Genomic DNA, 17,257 nt, shown 5'->3' on the forward strand with positions numbered 1-17,257 from the left:
ACGAGCTGCCAGAATCTCGGGATTGTCAGGTTTGATGGCACTGGACCAGACCACCGTGCGGGCCCCGGCCACATTGCTGGCTTGTTGACCGATGACGATCCGGATTCCTAGCTGACGCAGGCGTCGGGTCTTGTCCCCCTCAGCACGGTCGGATCCGGAGACCTGCACCCCCTCCTGGTGGAGCATCTCGGCCAGCACGCTCATCCCGGCCCCGCCGATGCCTATGAAGTGTGTGGGGCCCAGATCCTTTGGGTAGTACACTCCGGCCTGGGCCAGAGCAGGCAGGCAGGGATCCAGGACCGGCAGGGACCTGTCACCGCCGTCCTGCCGACCGGACACTGTATTCAATTCATGCTTGGGCACAGTTGTTGCATCTCCTCCAACAGTTCAGGACCATTCAGGACGGCCGCGCATCTTCTGCCTCCATTATGCCCGATTAGTCCCTCCCAGAGTCCTTGCGGGCAAGGTGTTGGTCGGCCATGGTCAGGATCTGCTCGGCCATCACCTGAGCGGCATCGCGAATCCCGTACCCCCAGGCTCGGCGGCGCATGTCAGCCAGCCTATCCCCATTGGCCATAAGAGCAGGAATGTGGCTGGCTATCCATTTAGCGTCCAGGGCCGCATCATCGACCATGAGTCCTCCCCCGGCATCAACGACCGGCTGGGCATTGAACCGCTGCTCACCATTGCCGATGGGCAGGGGCACGTAGACGGCCGGCACGCCCAGGGCGGCCAGCTCGCTGACAGAGCCTGCACCAGCCCTGCAGACCACCAGATCAGCACAGGCGAAGGCCAAATCGATCCGCTCCAGGTATTCAGCCATGTGGTAGTCCCCCTGGCCCCGGTGAGCCGGGTCCAGATCGTTGATAGCCGCATCGCCCAGGTCAGCCGTCACTTGCTCCCTGACCTGGTCGGCCTTGCCACGGCCCGTCAGATGGATGACCTGTGTCCGATCCAGCAGCTGCCGGGCTGCGCCAGCCACCGCCTCGTTCAGGCTGAGCGCTCCCAAGGATCCTCCAGTCACCAGCAGGATGGGCCTATCGGGATCCAACCCCAGAGAATGCGCAGACTCCCGGCGGGCTCCTGCATGGTCAGCCTCCATCTGCTTGGCCAGTCGGGCGATGGTCGGCCGCAAAGGCAGACCCACGCGGCGCACTGGTACTCCGGACCGGGCCCGTATGCCTGTATTCTCATAGGCCGTACCTACGAAATCGGCCCAGCGGGCACCCAGCTTGTTGGCCATGCCCGCCCGGGCATTCTGTTCGTGGACGACGATGGGCAGACCCAGGTTCCGTGCGGCCCTGTATGCCGGCGCCGAGGCATAACCGCCAAAGCCGACCACCAGGTCGGCTGACCGATCCTGCAAATACCCTCGTACTCGCTGCACCTCACGCCGCCAACGCCGGGGGAAGTCCAGTGCGGCCTTGCTAGGACGACGAGGGAAGGGCACCTTCTCAATCAGGTCAAGGGGAAGTCCGGCGGCCGGCACCAGGTCGTGCTCCAGCCCGACAGCAGTGCCAATTACGCTGACAAAAGCCTGTGGGCAGCGCTCCCTAATGGCCGCAGCCACACTCAGCAGGGGGTTGACATGCCCTGCCGTCCCTCCCCCGGCCAGCACCAGATGGGGACCAGCACCTTTCCCGGAATGCTCCTGGGCATCCCCAGGCATCCCTTTCTCGGTCCTCGTCGCTGTCGTCATCCGCGAATCCGCTTCCTTTCCGCCATGTCCATTCCGCATCTCAGGACCCGTCTGTGGCCGCCATCACGTCTGGTTGGGTCCGAATCATCTTCAGAGCCACCCCGGCCGAAGCCAGGCAGGAGATCAGGGCGGTCCCTCCAGCCGACACGAAGGGTAGGGGCAGCCCAATGACCGGCAGCAGACCCAGAACCACACAGATGTTGATCAGGGCTTGGCCCACCAGCCACACATCCAGGCAAATCAGCACCATGCCCGCATACCGGTTCCTGGTAGTCAGGGCGATTCTCAGCATGCACCAGCCCATGACCACGAAGACCAGAATAAGCATGGCCGCCCCTACAAAGCCCAGCTCCTCGCCGATGACAGCAAAGATGAAATCATTGTGCGCCTCGGGCAGGTAGTTCCACTTCTCCCTGGAGTTGCCCAGACCGACCCCGGTCAATCCTCCCGAGGCCATGGCATAGAGCCCGTGGATGGACTGGTAGCAGACACCCTGAATGTCATCAGCCGAGCACTTGCCGTAGGCGGCCATGATCCGCTGGGTACGGTTGCTGTTGCCATAGACCGAAAAGCCAATGACCGCAGCCATCCCCAGGACCGCCAGGCTGAGCAGCCAGCGCAGGGGGAAGCCTGAGACCAGGAAGGCCACGAAGCCAATGATGACGATGATCATGGCGGTCCCCAGATCCTTGCCCAGCATGATGAACATGAAGCTGATCAAAAAGCCGAAGGCCGGCTTGGCATAGGCCTTGGCCAGGCTCTTCAGGTCAGAATCCTTGCCGAGCTGCCGCTGGGCTTCGATCAGTGCCTGGGGCAGCCACAAGCACAGGGCCAGTTTGAGCAGCTCGGCCGGCTGCATGGAGATGCCTCCTATCGAGATCCATCCCTCGTTGCCGTTGGCGGAGCGTCCGAGCGGGGTGCGAGTCAACAGCTGGATGCCCTGGCTGGCAATCAGAAACCAGGTGCTCCAGTTCCGGTAGTGATCAATGCTGATCCTCACGGCCAGAAGGGCCAACAAGAGCCCCAACACTGCGTATATGGTCTGGCGAATGACCTGACTCCAGGGTGAGCTGCCCTGGGCCACCAGATCCACAGCCGAAGAGGAGAATACCATCATCAGGCCAAAGACCGTGGTGGCGACGACTGTGGCCAGAAAGCCGTAGTAGCACCAGAGCGGGTTGAGAATGGCCCGCCAGCCCCGGTAGTCTCCCTTGCTGCCAGACCCTCGTGAGTGGGCCTTGCTCGGATCAGTGTCGCGTTTCATGCTCGTGGACCCACTGTTTGGCCTGCTGGGCAAACTGATCGCCCCGGTCAGCATAGGAGGCGAACTGATCCATAGATGCGCAGGCAGGTGCCAGCAGAACCACCTGGCCGGGCTGTGCATAGGAGCCAGCCGCACGAACAGCCCGGGCCATGACCTGATCTCCAGCACCAGGATCAATCACGGTAACCGGCAGATCGGGCGCATGGTCCTTGATGGCTTGGACCATGGGCTGCTGGTCCTGACCGATGACCACAGCTGCGGCCAGCTTGGACCTGCGGGACCGGACCAGATCGTCGAAGCGTGCGCCCTTGGCCAGTCCACCGGCCAGCCAGACCACCTGGCCGTCATGGTAGCTGGCCAGGGAAGCCTCGGCCGCATGGGCGTTGGTGGCCTTGGAGTCGTCTACAAAACGGATGGCCTGCGCACCCTGGCCCAGAGAGGCCACGGTGCTGATCCTGTGGTCGCCGGGCGTGAAAGCGCGCATGGCCTCGATCGCCGCATCGACCTTGGCTCCAGCACCCAGTGCCAGAGCCAGGGCACAGAGAGCGTCGGCCAGCAGGTGAGGGTAAACCGTGCCGTCAGGCTCACACAGATCCGTCAGGTCGGCCACCCGGACCAGCCTGACGCCCTCATCACGGTCCTGACCGGTCATTCCGCTACGGTCCATGACCCAGCCGTCCTCCACGCCCAGCTGCCCAGACTCGGGCCGGCCCAGGGTGAAGCCCACCCGTCGGCAACCTGGGGCTGGCTGCGCCTGTCTGGCCAGGTCGGAGACCCGGGAGTCATCGGCGTTGTAGACCAGGGCCTTGCGCACGCCCCGGTAGATGCGCGCCTTGTCGGCCGCGTAGGCCTCGAAGCCCCCGTGCCAATCCAGGTGGTCGTCGGCCAGATTGGTGATGGCCGCGCACTCCAGGGCCGGCGAGAAGGTGAAATGCAGCTGGAAGGAGCTCAGCTCCACGCAGAGCATGTCATTGTCGGGATCGAGGACGGCTGTGGAGACGGCCTTGCCGATATTGCCCACCGCAGGGGCCGTGAACCCGCTGACCTGCATCATGGCGGAGACCATCCTGGTGGTCGAGGTCTTGCCGTTGGTGCCGGTGATCCCGATCCAGGGTGCCGGCCGGCCTGTCCGGGCTGAGGCTACCCGTAGCATCCAAGCCATCTCCACCTCACTGACCACGGGGATGCCCCGACGCTGCGCCTCAAGGATAAATGGGGTGCGCGGGTTGAAGACTGGCGAAGCCATGACCAGATCCACCCGACTCCAGTCCACCTGGTCAAAGTCACGAAGATCAGCCTGCGGGGCGCGCTGGTCCACAGTGGTCACTCCGGCCGCCCGACCTCGCAAGGCTGCGGCCACGCTCCGTCCGGAAATGCCCAGTCCGGCGACCAGTACGCGCTTCTGGCTCAAGTCCATATCCATGAACACCTCATTCCGCTAGCTCCGGCATCTGCTTGGCATGATACCGGCTGCCGAAAGTCCGGTACCGTGAATGGACGCACTCAGATGGGCAACCCGGAGCGAACCACCCAGTCTGCATAGAAGCAGACCAAGGCCAACAGGACGAAGATCAGGTCCACCATCCAGAACCGGACAACCACCTTGGACTCCTGCCAGCCCATCAGCTCGAAGTGGTGGTGGATGGGCGCCATCTTAAAGACCCGCTTGTGGGTGAGTTTGAAGTAACCCACCTGGATGACATCGGAGGCGGCCTCTCCCACAAAAAGCCCGCCCAGGATGACCGCCAGCAGTTCGGTATGAGTAGCGATGGACAGGGCTGCGAAGAGCCCGCCCAGAGCCAGGGATCCCGTGTCTCCCATGAAGATGGAGGCCGGATTGGTGTTGTACCAGAGGAAGCCGAAGCAGGCCACAGCCGCGCAGCAGGCGATGATGGCCAGGTCCAGGGGGTCTGAGACAGCGTAGGCATGGCCTGGATGGCCGCCGCCCTTCAAGTGGTAGCTCTCCCAGAAGGCGATGATCGTGTAACCCACGAAGGCGATCATGGAGGAGCCCGACGCCAGCCCGTCCAGGCCGTCAGTCAGGTTGACCGCATTGCTCCAGGCCGTCATCAGCAGATTGACCCAGATGATGAATAGCACCACAGACAGGACGCTGCCCGCCATTCGGAAGTCAATGATGGGCTGCTCCACGAAGGATATGCCCGCCTGTGCGCTGGGATAGCCATTTTTGGTGGGCAGTTTCAGGGCGAGCACTGCGTATATGGTGGCCAAAATAAACTGGCCGGTGAACTTGGCCCTGACCGACAGGCCCAGGTTCTGCTTCTTGCGCACCTTGGCGAAGTCGTCAATGAAGCCCAGGAAGCCCATGGAGAGCATGGCGAACAGAACCAGCATGGCCGACGGGGACACGGACTCCCCCCGCGACAGGTAGCGGTAAAGCGCCGAGGCTGCCCAGCCCAGCAGGATGGCCAGGTTGATAACCAGCCCGCCCATGGTCGGGGTGCCACGCTTGACCAGATGGGACTTGGGCCCGTCCTGGCGGATGTACTGGCCGTAGTGCAGCCGATGGACCAGCCGTATCAGCAGGGGGGTCCCCGCCAGCGTCACCACCAGGGCGACCAGGATTCCGATGATGAGGGCAATCACAGTGTGTACTCCAACTCTTGGATTCTGTCCTTGAACATTAGACCCCGCTGCGGGGATGCCAGTAGATTCATAGCTCAGCCCTGCCACCGGTCGGCCAGAGCGGACAGGCCGGACATGTGCGAGCCCTTGAGCAGGACAAGGTTCTTCCGGTCCGAATGCTTGGCGCACAGACGGCGGACCATCTGGTCAGCCTGGTCAGCGTCCTGAGCAAAGAGTACCCGCATGGCCCCCGGCTGATCATCGCTCGGATCAGACGGGCCGCCGGCACCACGGACCAGGGCCTGGACCAGACCGTCCATCTGCTGATTCCGGCAACCCACTGCGACCAATGCATCAATGTCCTGACGACGGCAATAGGCACCGATCTCCTGGTGCAGCTGCTCCCCTCGATCGCCGAGCTCGAGCATGACTCCTAGGACCGCTATCCGATAGACCGGGCCATCGAATCCCCTCCAGGCAGCCAGGGCATCCAGACCTGCCCGCACGGAGTCGGGATTGGCGTTGAAGGAATCATCGATCAGAGTGAAGGAGGCACCCGGCAACTGGACCGAAGACACGGCCATCCGATGCGGGCTGATCCGCTGCTGTCGACCGAGCTCATCGGCGATACGCTCTGCATCCAAACCCAGGGCGTGGGCCACCGTGGCGGCAGCCAGGGCGTTCATGACATTGTGTCGTCCCGGGATGCCCAGACGAAGCCGAACCGGCTGCTGGCCACACAGGCGCAGCTCGAAGGTCGGCCTGTCCAGGCTGTCACTGTCCAAGTAGCGAGCCGAACCATCCAGGTCGCGGTCCTGCCCGCCGTCCTCAGTGGCCAAGCCAAACCGCAGAACAGGCCCAGAGGCCAGATCGGCCATGGCCGCCACCCGGGAATCGTCTGCATTGAGCACGGCGGTCCCACCCGGCACCAAACCTTGCACGATCTCGCTCTTGGCCTGGGCGATGCGCTCCACGGAGCCGAATTCACCCAGGTGGGCCACCCCCACCTTGAGAACCAGGGCCATGTCCGGAGGAACAATCCTGGTAAGGCTGGCTATCTCGCCCACGTGACTGGCACCCATCTCCGCCACAAGGTAGCGGGTGTCCGGCCCGACCTCCAAGGCAGTCAGAGGAAGACCGATCTCGTTGTTGAAAGACCCGACCGGAGCCACCACAGAACCCAACAGGGCCAGCAGGGAAGCCAGCAGATCCTTGGTCGTGGTCTTGCCGACAGAACCGGTGATGCCGATGACCGTGAAGGGGCCTGAGTCCTTGCGCCGACGGTCTATGTTGGCCCGTGCCAGCAGCCCCAGGGCAGCAACCGTATCGTCCACAAGAATCTGCGGCAGGTCAGCGCCCGGAACGAGGTGATCGACCAAGGCCGCGCGGCAGCCCTTGGCCCCCAGGCCGGGAACATAGTCATGCCCGTCCACGTGCTGGCCCTTGATGGCTATGAAGAGCCCATCGGCTTCCACCTGCCGGGAGTCCGTCACCACCCGCATGCGCACAGACCTGCGATCGGGTTCGCGACCAGGACCGGCCTCGACCAGCCGACCGTGCACATATTCGACGACCTCTTCCAGGGTCATGGGCATGGACCCGGCCCCTACAGACTGACTCATCCTCACCTCTCAGGACATTTCACGGGAGACGCGCAGGGCGCTCCTGATGTTGTTGCGTTTGACGCCGGCGGCCATGGTCATGGCGATGCACAGGGACAGGTCGTCACTTTCTGCGTCTGCGGGCAGGGACTGGCGGGCCAGTCCGTCTGATTCCTCGTTGCGCCGTGCCACGATGGTATGCCCGCCCAGGTTGAACCCATATCGGCGGGCCTTGGAAATCAGCCGCAAGTGTCGCATATCGCGGGTGGAGCCCTCCTGGGCGCCCAGGGCCACCACATCCAGGTCCACCGCCTGCAGGGCATCCTTGGCCAGGGTCTGTTCATCCACGGAGATAACTACAGCGGCCGCCCCGTCCTCCAGCGTAATGGACAGACTGCGCTGCACATCGAACATGCTCAGGGGATATTCGAGGTCCAACCGGCGATCCAGCGAATACGAGCCCTTGGCACTGAGAATGCCGACGGGATTGCCCAACACGTGCAGGAAGTCGGCCAGGAGATCCACCTGGTCCTGCACCTGGGAACCGACCAAGGCGAAGACAGCCAGGGCTCCCGAAGGATCCCCTGCGGCATTGGCCAGCAGCTGGCCCATCTGCCAGGGGTGCATGGTGCCGAAGAGCAGGGGTATGCGGGCTCGTCCCACCTCTTGGCGAGCCGAAGTCGGCAGCAGGGCTGCATAGGCCCCACGGCGCTCGGCCTCCTCGATCATGCCCTGGTCCACCTGCTGGTCTGCAGGCACGTACAGGCTGCCGGGGCGCACTGAGGGCAGGTCGTCCACCAATGAGGTAACCGTGACTGGCTCAGCGAAGTCAGGGACCAGGGTCAACCCGTAGCGCCCTTTGAGCTGCCCCAGGGTCAACCGTCGGGAGATTGATTCACTCAGCGCGCTCATGCTGCAATCTCTCCTTCGTCCGGGAACGCCATGATGCCTGCCGGTATCACCATGTTACCGGGATAGCATCGGTCCTTGGCTGCGACGCGGGGACCTGGTATTTCTGCATAAGGAATTCACCGATCTGGGCAAAGATGGGTCCGGCGGTCATACTGCCGAAAACCCCATCGCTGCTTTGGGGGTTCTTCAGCGCCACAGTGACCACAAAATGGGGGTCGTCGGCGGGCAGGATCCCCACCCAGTCGCTGATGATGCCGCCCAGGTGACCCGAGCTGTCAGCCACCTCGGCGGTTCCGGTCTTGGAAGCCACCCGATAGCCTTCCACCTTGGCCGTGTTCTCGTACTTCTCGGCCACCGATTCCATGCCGTTCATGACCGCAGCCGCAACCTTCTCATCCACGACCCTGACTTGATTGGCTTTGACCGCGCCCTGCCCGCGGATGATGGTCTGGTCGGACCGGACCCCCTTGTTGGCCAGGGTGGCGACAGCATTGGTCAACTGAACGGCGTTGGTGGCATAGCCTTGGCCGAACAGAACCGTGTTACGGGTTCGGCGGTCCCAGGTCTGAGGCGTGGTCAGCAGGCCCTTGGACTCCCCTGGCAGGCCCAGGGCCGAGGCCTGACCGATGCCGAAACGGGTCAGATAGTCGTAACGCTTCTGATCAGAGTAGCGATCCGCGGCCATGATCATGCCCACGTTAGAGGAGTTCTGCAGAATGCCGGCAAGAGTCCAGTGCTCAGCGGGATGGTAGAAGGCGTCCTTGTACTGCTGGTTGTCCACGGTGATGTGGTCGGGCACGGTGAAGCGGTCGCTCATGGAGTGGACCTGCTCCTGAAGCATGCCTGCAGCAGAGATGGTCTTGCCTATGGAGCCGGGCTCGAAGGTCTCCGCCACCGCCCGTGAGGAGTTGACCTTGGCTTGGTCGCTACCCGCCTGGTAATCATCGGTGTCGGCCAGGGCCACGATCTCGTTGGTGCGGGTGTCCTGAACCACCGCCAGGCCCCAGTCCGCATGGTAGCGCTGGCATCCTGACTTGAGGGCCTGACGGACGTACCAGAGCACGTCCTGATCAATGGTCAGGGTCACGTCCTTGCCGTTGACCGGATTGCGCTGACGGGTCACGGTTCCCGGGATCTCCTGGCCCAGCATTCCCTGCTGATAGACCGTATAGCCGTCAGTGCCGGTCAGCCGCCGATTTTCCATCTGCTCGATCCCGGCCACGCCCTTGCCGCTGTCGTCGATGCCCCCGATCAAGGCCCCCATCAGATCCGCATGCGGATAGGTGCGTTCACTGCTCAGCTCGGCCGTGATGATCCCCTGCAACCCGAGCTTGTCAATAGCGCGCTTGGCCTCGGGAGTCACCCGCTTGGCCAGGACCACATATCTTCCAGGGACGCTGAGCTTGCCACCCAGCTCCATGGCGTTCATCCCCAGTGCCGGCGCCAGGAGGCGGGCCACGCCGGCAGCACCGTCGGCGCCCACTGGATGACCCTTGATACTGTGGCAATCGCTGCCTGTGCGCTTGGTGCAGTTGATAGGTATGAAGGAAGCCGCAGCCTCGGGGTCACCAATGATGTTGTAACGCTCCAGGCTCTGGGCCAGCACCCGGCCATTGACATCCAGAATGCGGCCACGCTGGGCCTTGATGGTGTGCGGCACGGTGCGACTCGCCGCAGCGGCCTGGGCTATGGACCTTCCATCGAAGAGTTGGATGTAGGCCAGCTTGCCCAGGGCCAATGCAGCCACCACGATCAGGATCAGGCCTACAGACAACGAACGCTTGCAGAAGGAGATGTGCCAAGAACCCTTGGTTCCCTTGCGGCTCATGGTTGCCCCGCCTTGCCTTGGGCGTTCTGAGGGGGCTTGTAGCCCTGCAGATCGATGGAGTTCAGACCCTGCTGGGGTTGCATGCCCAACTCCTGGGCCTTGTCCGGCAGGGAGGCCTGGAGCTGGTCGAGCTTATTCTGGTCATCCTGGACATCCTGGTTGAGATTACTGATCTCATGCTGGACCCGGGTGGCCTCGAAAGAGTCCTGAACCATCTGGGTGCGCAACATCAGGGAACCGAACATGCAGGCTGCCAGAAAAACAACCGAGGTCATGATGCGCAGCAGAGGATTGCCGCGGGTTCGCGTCCAGCCGATCAGACGCCGGGCTCCCTCAGCCACTGGACCTCGTTCCGGCTGGCGCGCCTTGCCTGCCTTGCCTGCCTTGCCTGTGCCCTTGATCAGACTGAGCTCAGGCCTGGTAGGCATCTCTTGGATGCGGGGATGCCCTTTGTCCGGGGATGCCTTGGAACGGACTGAACGTGCTGGCATGCTCATGACCGGCGCCTCGATTCCGAACCATGGCCAACATGGCGGTGACGACCATCTGAAACCTCACCACGTGCCTCGGCCTGGAGCCGACGACGACGCTCCTCGGGAATGGATCCGATCATCTCCACGGCCCGCAGGCGCACTGAGGCGGACCGGGGGTTGCGTTCCCGCTCGGCAGGATCGGCCTTGATGGCCCCATGAGTCAGATCTGACAGATAGGGGCGGGCCTGATCGGGCACCACCGGCATGCCTGCCGGCAGGTCCACGTGCAGCCCGGGCGCCATGAAGCGCTTGACCATGCGGTCCTCCAGGGAGTGATAGGACTCCACGACCAAACGACCTCCCTGAGCCAGTCGCAGAATGGCCTGGGGCAAGGTGCGCCTCAGACGGTCCAGTTCCCCATTGACCTCGATGCGCAGCGCCTGGAAAACCCTCTTGGCCGGATTGCCCGGGGGACGGTGGCCACGCGGCACAACCCTGTCGACCAAACGGTCCAGCTGGGCCGAGGTGGTCAGTGGCTGTTCCTGCCTGGACTCGATGATGGCCCGTGCGATGCGTCCTGCATAGCGCTCCTCCCCATACCGGGAGAAGATGTCGGCCAAGTGTTCCTGGTCATACTCGGCCAGAACCTGTGCGGCCGTCAGCTCCTGGCTGGTATCCATGCGCATGTCCAGCGGAGCGTCCTGCCGGTAGGTGAATCCCCTGTCGCGCTGGTCAATCTGCAGTGAGGAGAGCCCCAGATCCATGAAGACCAAATCCACCTGGCCTACTCCCAGCGCATCCAGCTGCTGGTCCAGCTGGTCAAAGGGGGCGTGCACCGGCGTGAATCGATCGGCAAGACCCTCGTCGCGCATCCGGCCAGTGGCTAGACCCAGGGCCTGACGATCCCTGTCAATGCCTATAAGACGGGCCTCAGGGCAGGACCTGAGGAAGGCGGTGGCATGACCAGCCAAACCCAGCGTGCAATCCACAGCCACCGCCCCCGGGTGTTCCAAGGCAGGCCGGGCCAGTGCAAGGCAACGCTCCAGCAGAACGGGACGGTGGACCATGCCCCTGTCCACGGCCTCCTGGTCGGGTGGATTGCGATTTTCCATGAGGGTCTCCATCAGCAATCCACCGCCGGAAGAACATCGTCAGCGATATCGGCGTAGCCCTGCTCCTTGCTCTCCAAGTAGGCAGTCCAGGAATCCTGATCCCAGATCTCAGCACGGGTGCCCACACCAATGACCACAACTGGGCCGGTCAGCCGTGCATAAGATCGAAGCATGGGCGGGACCAGGATGCGGCCCTGCTTGTCAGGGACCTGGTCGACGGCGCCGGACAGAAATACACGCAGGTAGTCTCTGGCCGACTTGTCGCCCATGGAGGTGTGTTGGATGCGCACGGCCATCCGCTGAAATTCCTCAGGGGGCAACAGAGTGACGCAGCGTTCCTGGCCGCGGGCCATGACCAGGCCCTGACCTAGCTGAGCGCGGAACTTGGCTGGCAGAGCCAGACGGCCCTTGGAATCCATCTTGGGCGTGTAGGTGCCCAGAAGCATGGGCGGCAGGGAAGGCGAGGCGGCCTCTGCGTCGTATGTATCAGCCATGCCCCACCTCCAATGCCAGTTTGATAACCAAGGGACGGCTCCATCGAGTAGCGTCCCCTACGCAATGCTCCCCACTTTACCCCACTTATCCCCATTGCTCACCACCTTGATACCACTTCAGGCCCAAACCCAACCATTTGCCTCACCAAAGGGTCCGCCTCGGCGTTTCGCCACCTGGCAAAGACGATGTGACCAAGGGTCTACCGGGCCGAAAAAGTAGAGGTCGAGCGGTATATTAGATCATCCAATTTTGAACATTCCACAGAACGGACACACATGTCGAGCTATTCCTCACAGCTGCATGAAGAGCAGGCGGCGGTGGACAAGGCCTATGGCCGTCTGGACGAGCTGCGGACGCAGGCCAGGACCAGACTGGACGCGGTTCGGGCCGCCGGCTCCCACGGATCCCCTACCCAGCGCACCGAGCGGGATTCCTTCGCCAACATGTATGAGGACCGGCTCACCCAGCTGCGGGCCGTGGAGGACCGTCTGGTCTTCGGCAGACTGGATACTGACCAGGGCAGCCGGCGATATATCGGACGGCTGGGCCTTCTGGACAGCAACCACGAGCCCATCCTGACCGACTGGCGGGCCGAGGCCGCACGCCCCTTCTACGAGGCCACACCGGCGGACCACGGTGACATCGTCATGCGTCGGCACATCACCCTCAACTTCCGCCAAGTCATCGGCATCGAAGATGAAGTCCTGGACTTGTCGGCCCCCGAGGTAGACAAGGCAGCCCAGGGCGGTACGCTTGCCGGCGAGGGTGCGCTGATGGCCTCCCTCTCCAGCCGCCGGACCGGGCAGATGACCGACATCGTAGCCACCATCCAGGCTGAACAGGACCGGATCATCCGCTCCCCCATGACCCGCCCGCTGGTGGTCCAGGGAGGACCCGGCACCGGCAAGACGGCCGTGGCCCTGCACCGGGCAGCCTATCTGCTCTACACCCATAGGCGCAGACTGGAAAGTTCAGGCGTACTGATTGTCGGGCCCAGCAACGCCTTCCTGCACTACATCGACCAGGTCCTGCCTTCCCTGGGCGAGACCGGAGTGCTCAGCCGCACCATGGGCGACCTCATCCCCGGCATCAGCACCGAACGTCAGGAGAACCCGCACGTGGCCCGGCTCAAGGGAGACATCCGCATGGCCGAGGCCGTAGCCAACGCCGTCGCCTCTCGGGAGCGGGTACCTGCCTCCTTGCCCACGGTCAAGGTGGACGGGGTTGCCGTACCCATGCTGGCAGTTGACCTGGAGCAAGCCCTGGTCGATGCCCGACGCAGCCACCAGCCCCACAACAAGGCCAGAAACACCTTTGTGCGCTCGGCCCTGAACGCCATGACCGCCCGTTATGCCGAGGGAGTGGACTACGATCCCGGAGCCGAGGAACTTGCCCGGGTCACTTCCCTGCTGCGGCTGAACGACCAGGTGCGGCGGACACTCAATCTGGCCTGGCTGCCCATGAACCCCCGCTGGCTAGTCAACGACCTCTGGTCCCGCCCGGATCGTCTGCGCCGGTTCGCCCCCTGGCTGACCCCGGAACAGATTGACCTGCTGACCCGCCAGGACGGCGCCGAATTGACCGTATCCGACATCCCCATCCTGGATGAGGCCATGGAACTGCTGGGCCCCGACCCACGCCAGGCGGATCGTGACCAGGCTGAAAAGGCACGTCGCGATGAAGAACGTCGGTTTGCCAGCGACACCTTGGCCCAGAACGGCATTGGCACAGGCATCGTGACCTCGCAGATGCTGCTGGATTCCATCAACGGCCAGGACGATAACCAGGCAGCCACTCAGGCGGCCGCCGACCGTGAATGGGTCTACGGGCACATCGTGGTCGACGAAGCCCAGGAGCTGACGGCCATGGACTGGAGGATGCTGGTCCGGCGCTGCCCTTCCCGGTCCTTCACCATCGTAGGAGACGTGGCCCAGACGGCGGCCCTTGGCGGCACCCGGTCCTGGGCCTCCACCATGGACACGCTTTTCGGCCCGGACGGATGGGACCTGAGGCAACTGACCATCGACTATCGTAACCCTCGTCAGGTATCCAACCTGGCCTCCTCCTTCGCAGCCTCCGAGGGTCTCGAGGTTTCAACGCTCAAGGCCGTACGCGAGGTTCAAGGATCGGTCAGCCACCTGCGAGCTGACGATCAGGCCAACCTGCTGGACCAGCTGCCTGATCTGGTGGGCGAACTGACGGAACGACATCTGGGCAAAGACGGTACCGGACGCCTGGCGATCATCGTTCCCAACGCTCTGGAAGCGGAGGTCAGCTCACGGCTGCATATTGATAAGGCTCAGGAGCACCAAATCACGGTCACGACCACCGGCCACACCAAAGGGCTGGAATTCGATGCCGTGGTTCTGGTTGAGCCTGGAGCCATCCAGGATGACGCCCCTTCCAGGCTGAGCGCAGCGGCCGACCTTTATGTGGCCATGACGCGACCCACACAGGAGTTGGTCATCGCCCAGACTTCCGAGGATCTGAGGCTGCTGGATCTGGGGTGACATACCTAGGTGCCAGGCCTGCATCATTCCTGGCACCTCCGTTTACTTCCTGTCACAATCCAATCCCGTCTCCGGCCAACCCCGCCACATTGACGGAGGCAGCTAGCCTGCTGCAGTGTGGACCTGTTCCGGTCACAATGGCCGGTGGCAAAATTGCTAATTTCAGGACTGCACAGTAGGAGATTGGCTTTCAGCAGACTGATCTTCCGCACGCAGGGTGTCAATGGCCTGCTGAAAGTCCTCCAGGTTGCTGAAGTTTCGGTAAACCGAAGCAAAGCGCAGATAAGCCACCTCGTCCAGCTCCCTGAGGGGCTTCAGGATGGCCCTGCCGACCTCTTCCGAATCAACCTGAGCCAGGCCGCGTGAACGCAGATCCTCTTCAACCTGCTGGCCTAGGAGCTTCAGATCATTCTCATCGATGGGCCTGCCCTGGCAGGCCTTCCTTACGCCAGAAATGACCTTGTCACGGTTGAAGGGCTCAGCATTGCCTGAGCGTTTCATCACCAGGAGAATTGATGTCTCCACCGTGGTGAACCGACGCGAGCATTGCGGACACTCACGGCGGCGTCTGATGGCATGGCCGTCGTCGCTGATTCGCGTATCCACAACCTTGGTATCGGGATTCTGGCAGAAAGGACAGTGCATACGCAATATCATAGCGCCAAAGGACCGCAAGACCCACGTATACCGGGCCTATCAGCGTACAACCCTGGACAAACTCCTCGAATTCAGCTAGGACATTCATCCATACGACAAGTCATTGAAGTCACGTCATTGATTCCCTGGATCGAAACACACTGCCTCAATCGTCAATGGGAATCAGAATTCGGTCACCAACACGCAGATTGGGCGAGGACATATTGTTGATCTGCATGATACGGTCTACGTTTTTTATGACATCCTCACCTTGCGGAGTTATCGAAGTCGCAAAGGACCAGACATTATCACCCGGTCGAACCGTTCTGGTGACAACCTCCTGCGGTCCTGGAGCGGAGCTGGCTGGTCGAGCCATCCATCCGACCCCAGCAATGGTCAGAGCGCCGACAACCAGAAAAACCGCGAATCTACGCACAATGACGCCTATAAAACCTTGCCCGGACACGCAGACTTTTGCAGCTCTAAGAAGACGAGCCATGACGGACGAGAACACAGATCTTACATACGCCCGGCAGGCCGAAAACAAGTTCGACGGCGCAGACATGCTGGAACTGGCACAGGTACGAACAACCATGGCACACCTCTTTCGAACATTTGTTCTATCGAACAGATGTTCTCATTCTGGCACCGCGATAGTCATTTGGCAAGGACGATTCGAACATTTGTTTGATTTTTCACTTCAAGCGGGTTAGACTGAGTTCAGTTTCCTAGGAAAGGAGCCCATCGTGAGTACCATCCCTTTTGTCGGATCCACGCCCATGGGCTCTCTCAACCAATCCACTGCGTCTAAGAGCACCGACTCTCAGAAAACAGCCGAAACTTCAGCCATGAACACAACGAAAGAAAAAGCAGCCAGCGCCGAGAGCCTGAAGCATGGGTCCAGGCCCAAGCTGACCGATCGCCAGGCCAGGGTCTTGGAAGCTATCAAGCGACACCTGTCAGAGCGTGGATTCCTGCCCTCCTATAGGGAAATCGGCAAAGACGCAGGACTACGTAGCACTTCTTCCGTCAAGCATCAGCTTCAGGTCTTGCAGGATCTGGGCTACATTCGCCTGACTGCCAACAAGGGACGTGCCATAGAGCTGGTCCAGGACCAGCCTCAGCCGACTGCAGGAACCGCCAGGATCGTACCCTTCCCTGACACACAGACCGACGAGGCCATCATGCAATCGCGCGACGTGCCCCTGGTCGGCAGAATCGCCGCCGGTCAGCCCATTCTGGCCGAGCAGCATGTGGATGATGTCATGCGTCTTCCCGAACGTCTGACTGGATCGGGCGAGCTCTTCATGCTTGAGGTCCACGGGGATTCCATGGTCGATGCCGCCATCTGCGACGGAGATTTTGTGGTCGTCCGCCGCCAGCAGGAGGCTGAAAACGGAGACATCGTCGCAGCCTTGCTGGACGATGGGGCCACGGTAAAGACCTTCCGCCGCGAGGACGGTCACGTTTGGCTGATCCCCCATAACCCGGCCTACTCCCCCATTGATGGCACCCACGCCGTCATCATGGGCAAGGTAGTCACTGTTCTGCGCAAGGTCTGAAGGTTACATGTCCAAATGCTCGCCGCTGCTGTCCCGGTGCCCCTGCTGTTCTATCTGAAAGGTAGTGTGCTCGACCGAGACTGGGAAATGATCACGCAGGCAGCGTTGCATGCTGGTCAGAATACGTTCGTTTTCGACAGGCGAGGTGCCCTGACGCACAATCACGTGTGCTGTCAGCTGCGGCAAGCCGGTGGAGACACTGTTGGCATGCAGGTCATGAACCTCAAGTACGCCGGGTACACCCTCTAGGTGCTTCCTGACCTTGGCCATATCAAGATCCGCTGGGGTCTCCTCAAGAAGTACAGAGACACTGCTGGCCAGCAATTTAATCGCACGGGGAATCATCAGCAGAGCAATCACGCCTCCCGCTACAGCATCGAATCCAGCCCAGCCGGTGACCATCATGACCACGGCTGATACCAGGACCGCCACCGAGCCCAATGCGTCGTTGACCACTTCGAGAAAAGCAGCACGCATGTTCAGGTTGTCCTTATGGCCGGAAGCCAGGACCAGGATGGACCCCACATTGGCAGCCAGACCCAAGATGCCGAAGAAGAGCAGGAGCCCCCGTTGCTGGAC

The 17,257-nt window shown here is 62.1% G+C and carries 15 protein-coding genes; 2 read left to right on the forward strand and 13 right to left on the reverse strand.

What is annotated here, in order from left to right; all coding sequences use genetic code 11:
• The 11 genes from AC0AP0_RS02790 to mraZ all read right to left on the reverse strand — a co-directional run.
• The coding region (locus AC0AP0_RS02790; protein ID WP_490429316.1) for a Mur ligase domain-containing protein at positions 1–306 on the reverse strand (306 nt) is incomplete at its 3' end.
• Positions 307–436: 130 nt separating this feature from the next.
• Positions 437–1,669 carry a UDP-N-acetylglucosamine--N-acetylmuramyl-(pentapeptide) pyrophosphoryl-undecaprenol N-acetylglucosamine transferase gene (locus AC0AP0_RS02795; protein WP_490429317.1) on the reverse strand — a complete coding sequence of 411 codons (1,233 nt, stop codon included), beginning with the start codon at positions 1,667–1,669 and terminating at the stop codon, positions 437–439.
• A 70-nt stretch (positions 1,670–1,739) separates the two neighbouring features.
• On the reverse strand, positions 1,740–2,963 hold the full coding sequence (locus AC0AP0_RS02800) for a peptidoglycan glycosyltransferase FtsW (protein ID WP_490429308.1): 1,224 nt from the start codon (positions 2,961–2,963) through the stop codon (positions 1,740–1,742).
• A complete protein-coding gene (murD, locus tag AC0AP0_RS02805) occupies positions 2,947–4,386 on the reverse strand; it encodes a UDP-N-acetylmuramoyl-L-alanine--D-glutamate ligase (RefSeq protein WP_490429309.1) in 1,440 nt (479 codons plus the stop codon). The genes AC0AP0_RS02800 and murD overlap by 17 nt, the downstream gene beginning before the upstream one ends.
• An 80-nt stretch (positions 4,387–4,466) precedes the next feature.
• Positions 4,467–5,570 carry a phospho-N-acetylmuramoyl-pentapeptide-transferase gene (mraY, locus tag AC0AP0_RS02810; protein ID WP_261254181.1) on the reverse strand — a complete coding sequence of 368 codons (1,104 nt, stop codon included), beginning with the start codon at positions 5,568–5,570 and terminating at the stop codon, positions 4,467–4,469.
• 74 nt (positions 5,571–5,644) lie between these two features.
• On the reverse strand, positions 5,645–7,171 hold the full coding sequence (locus AC0AP0_RS02815; RefSeq protein ID WP_490429310.1) for a UDP-N-acetylmuramoyl-tripeptide--D-alanyl-D-alanine ligase: 1,527 nt from the start codon (positions 7,169–7,171) through the stop codon (positions 5,645–5,647).
• Between the two features lie 9 nt (positions 7,172–7,180).
• A complete protein-coding gene (locus tag AC0AP0_RS02820) occupies positions 7,181–8,062 on the reverse strand; it encodes a hypothetical protein (protein ID WP_046322684.1) in 882 nt (293 codons plus the stop codon).
• A 46-nt stretch (positions 8,063–8,108) separates the two neighbouring features.
• Positions 8,109–9,890: a peptidoglycan D,D-transpeptidase FtsI family protein gene (locus AC0AP0_RS02825; RefSeq protein ID WP_490429311.1), complete on the reverse strand. Its 1,782-nt coding sequence runs from the start codon at positions 9,888–9,890 to the stop codon at positions 8,109–8,111.
• A complete protein-coding gene (ftsL, locus tag AC0AP0_RS02830) occupies positions 9,887–10,387 on the reverse strand; it encodes a cell division protein FtsL (protein WP_490429312.1) in 501 nt (166 codons plus the stop codon). Before ftsL ends, AC0AP0_RS02825 begins: the two co-directional genes overlap by 4 nt.
• A complete protein-coding gene (gene rsmH, locus AC0AP0_RS02835) occupies positions 10,384–11,475 on the reverse strand; it encodes a 16S rRNA (cytosine(1402)-N(4))-methyltransferase RsmH (RefSeq protein ID WP_490429313.1) in 1,092 nt (363 codons plus the stop codon). The genes ftsL and rsmH overlap by 4 nt, the downstream gene beginning before the upstream one ends.
• A gap of 11 nt (positions 11,476–11,486) precedes the next feature.
• Positions 11,487–11,969, reverse strand: a complete 483-nt coding sequence (mraZ, locus tag AC0AP0_RS02840; protein ID WP_261254176.1) for a division/cell wall cluster transcriptional repressor MraZ — start codon at positions 11,967–11,969, stop codon at positions 11,487–11,489.
• A 276-nt stretch (positions 11,970–12,245) separates the two neighbouring features.
• Here mraZ and AC0AP0_RS02845 point away from each other — a divergent pair, with 276 nt between their 5' ends.
• Positions 12,246–14,480: a HelD family protein gene (locus tag AC0AP0_RS02845; RefSeq protein WP_490429314.1), complete on the forward strand. Its 2,235-nt coding sequence runs from the start codon at positions 12,246–12,248 to the stop codon at positions 14,478–14,480.
• A gap of 162 nt (positions 14,481–14,642) precedes the next feature.
• Here the strand turns inward: AC0AP0_RS02845 and nrdR are convergent, their stop codons facing one another.
• On the reverse strand, positions 14,643–15,125 hold the full coding sequence (nrdR, locus tag AC0AP0_RS02850; protein ID WP_046322678.1) for a transcriptional regulator NrdR: 483 nt from the start codon (positions 15,123–15,125) through the stop codon (positions 14,643–14,645).
• Between the two features lie 839 nt (positions 15,126–15,964).
• Here nrdR and lexA point away from each other — a divergent pair.
• Positions 15,965–16,678: a transcriptional repressor LexA gene (lexA, locus tag AC0AP0_RS02855; protein WP_121913764.1), complete on the forward strand. Its 714-nt coding sequence runs from the start codon at positions 15,965–15,967 to the stop codon at positions 16,676–16,678.
• A 3-nt stretch (positions 16,679–16,681) separates the two neighbouring features.
• Here lexA and AC0AP0_RS02860 read toward each other — a convergent pair.
• A partial coding sequence (locus AC0AP0_RS02860) for a cation diffusion facilitator family transporter (protein ID WP_490429315.1) occupies positions 16,682–17,257 on the reverse strand: 576 nt, incomplete at its 5' end.

This window comes from Bifidobacterium sp. POST2/T3 (B1) (genome assembly GCF_058197115.1).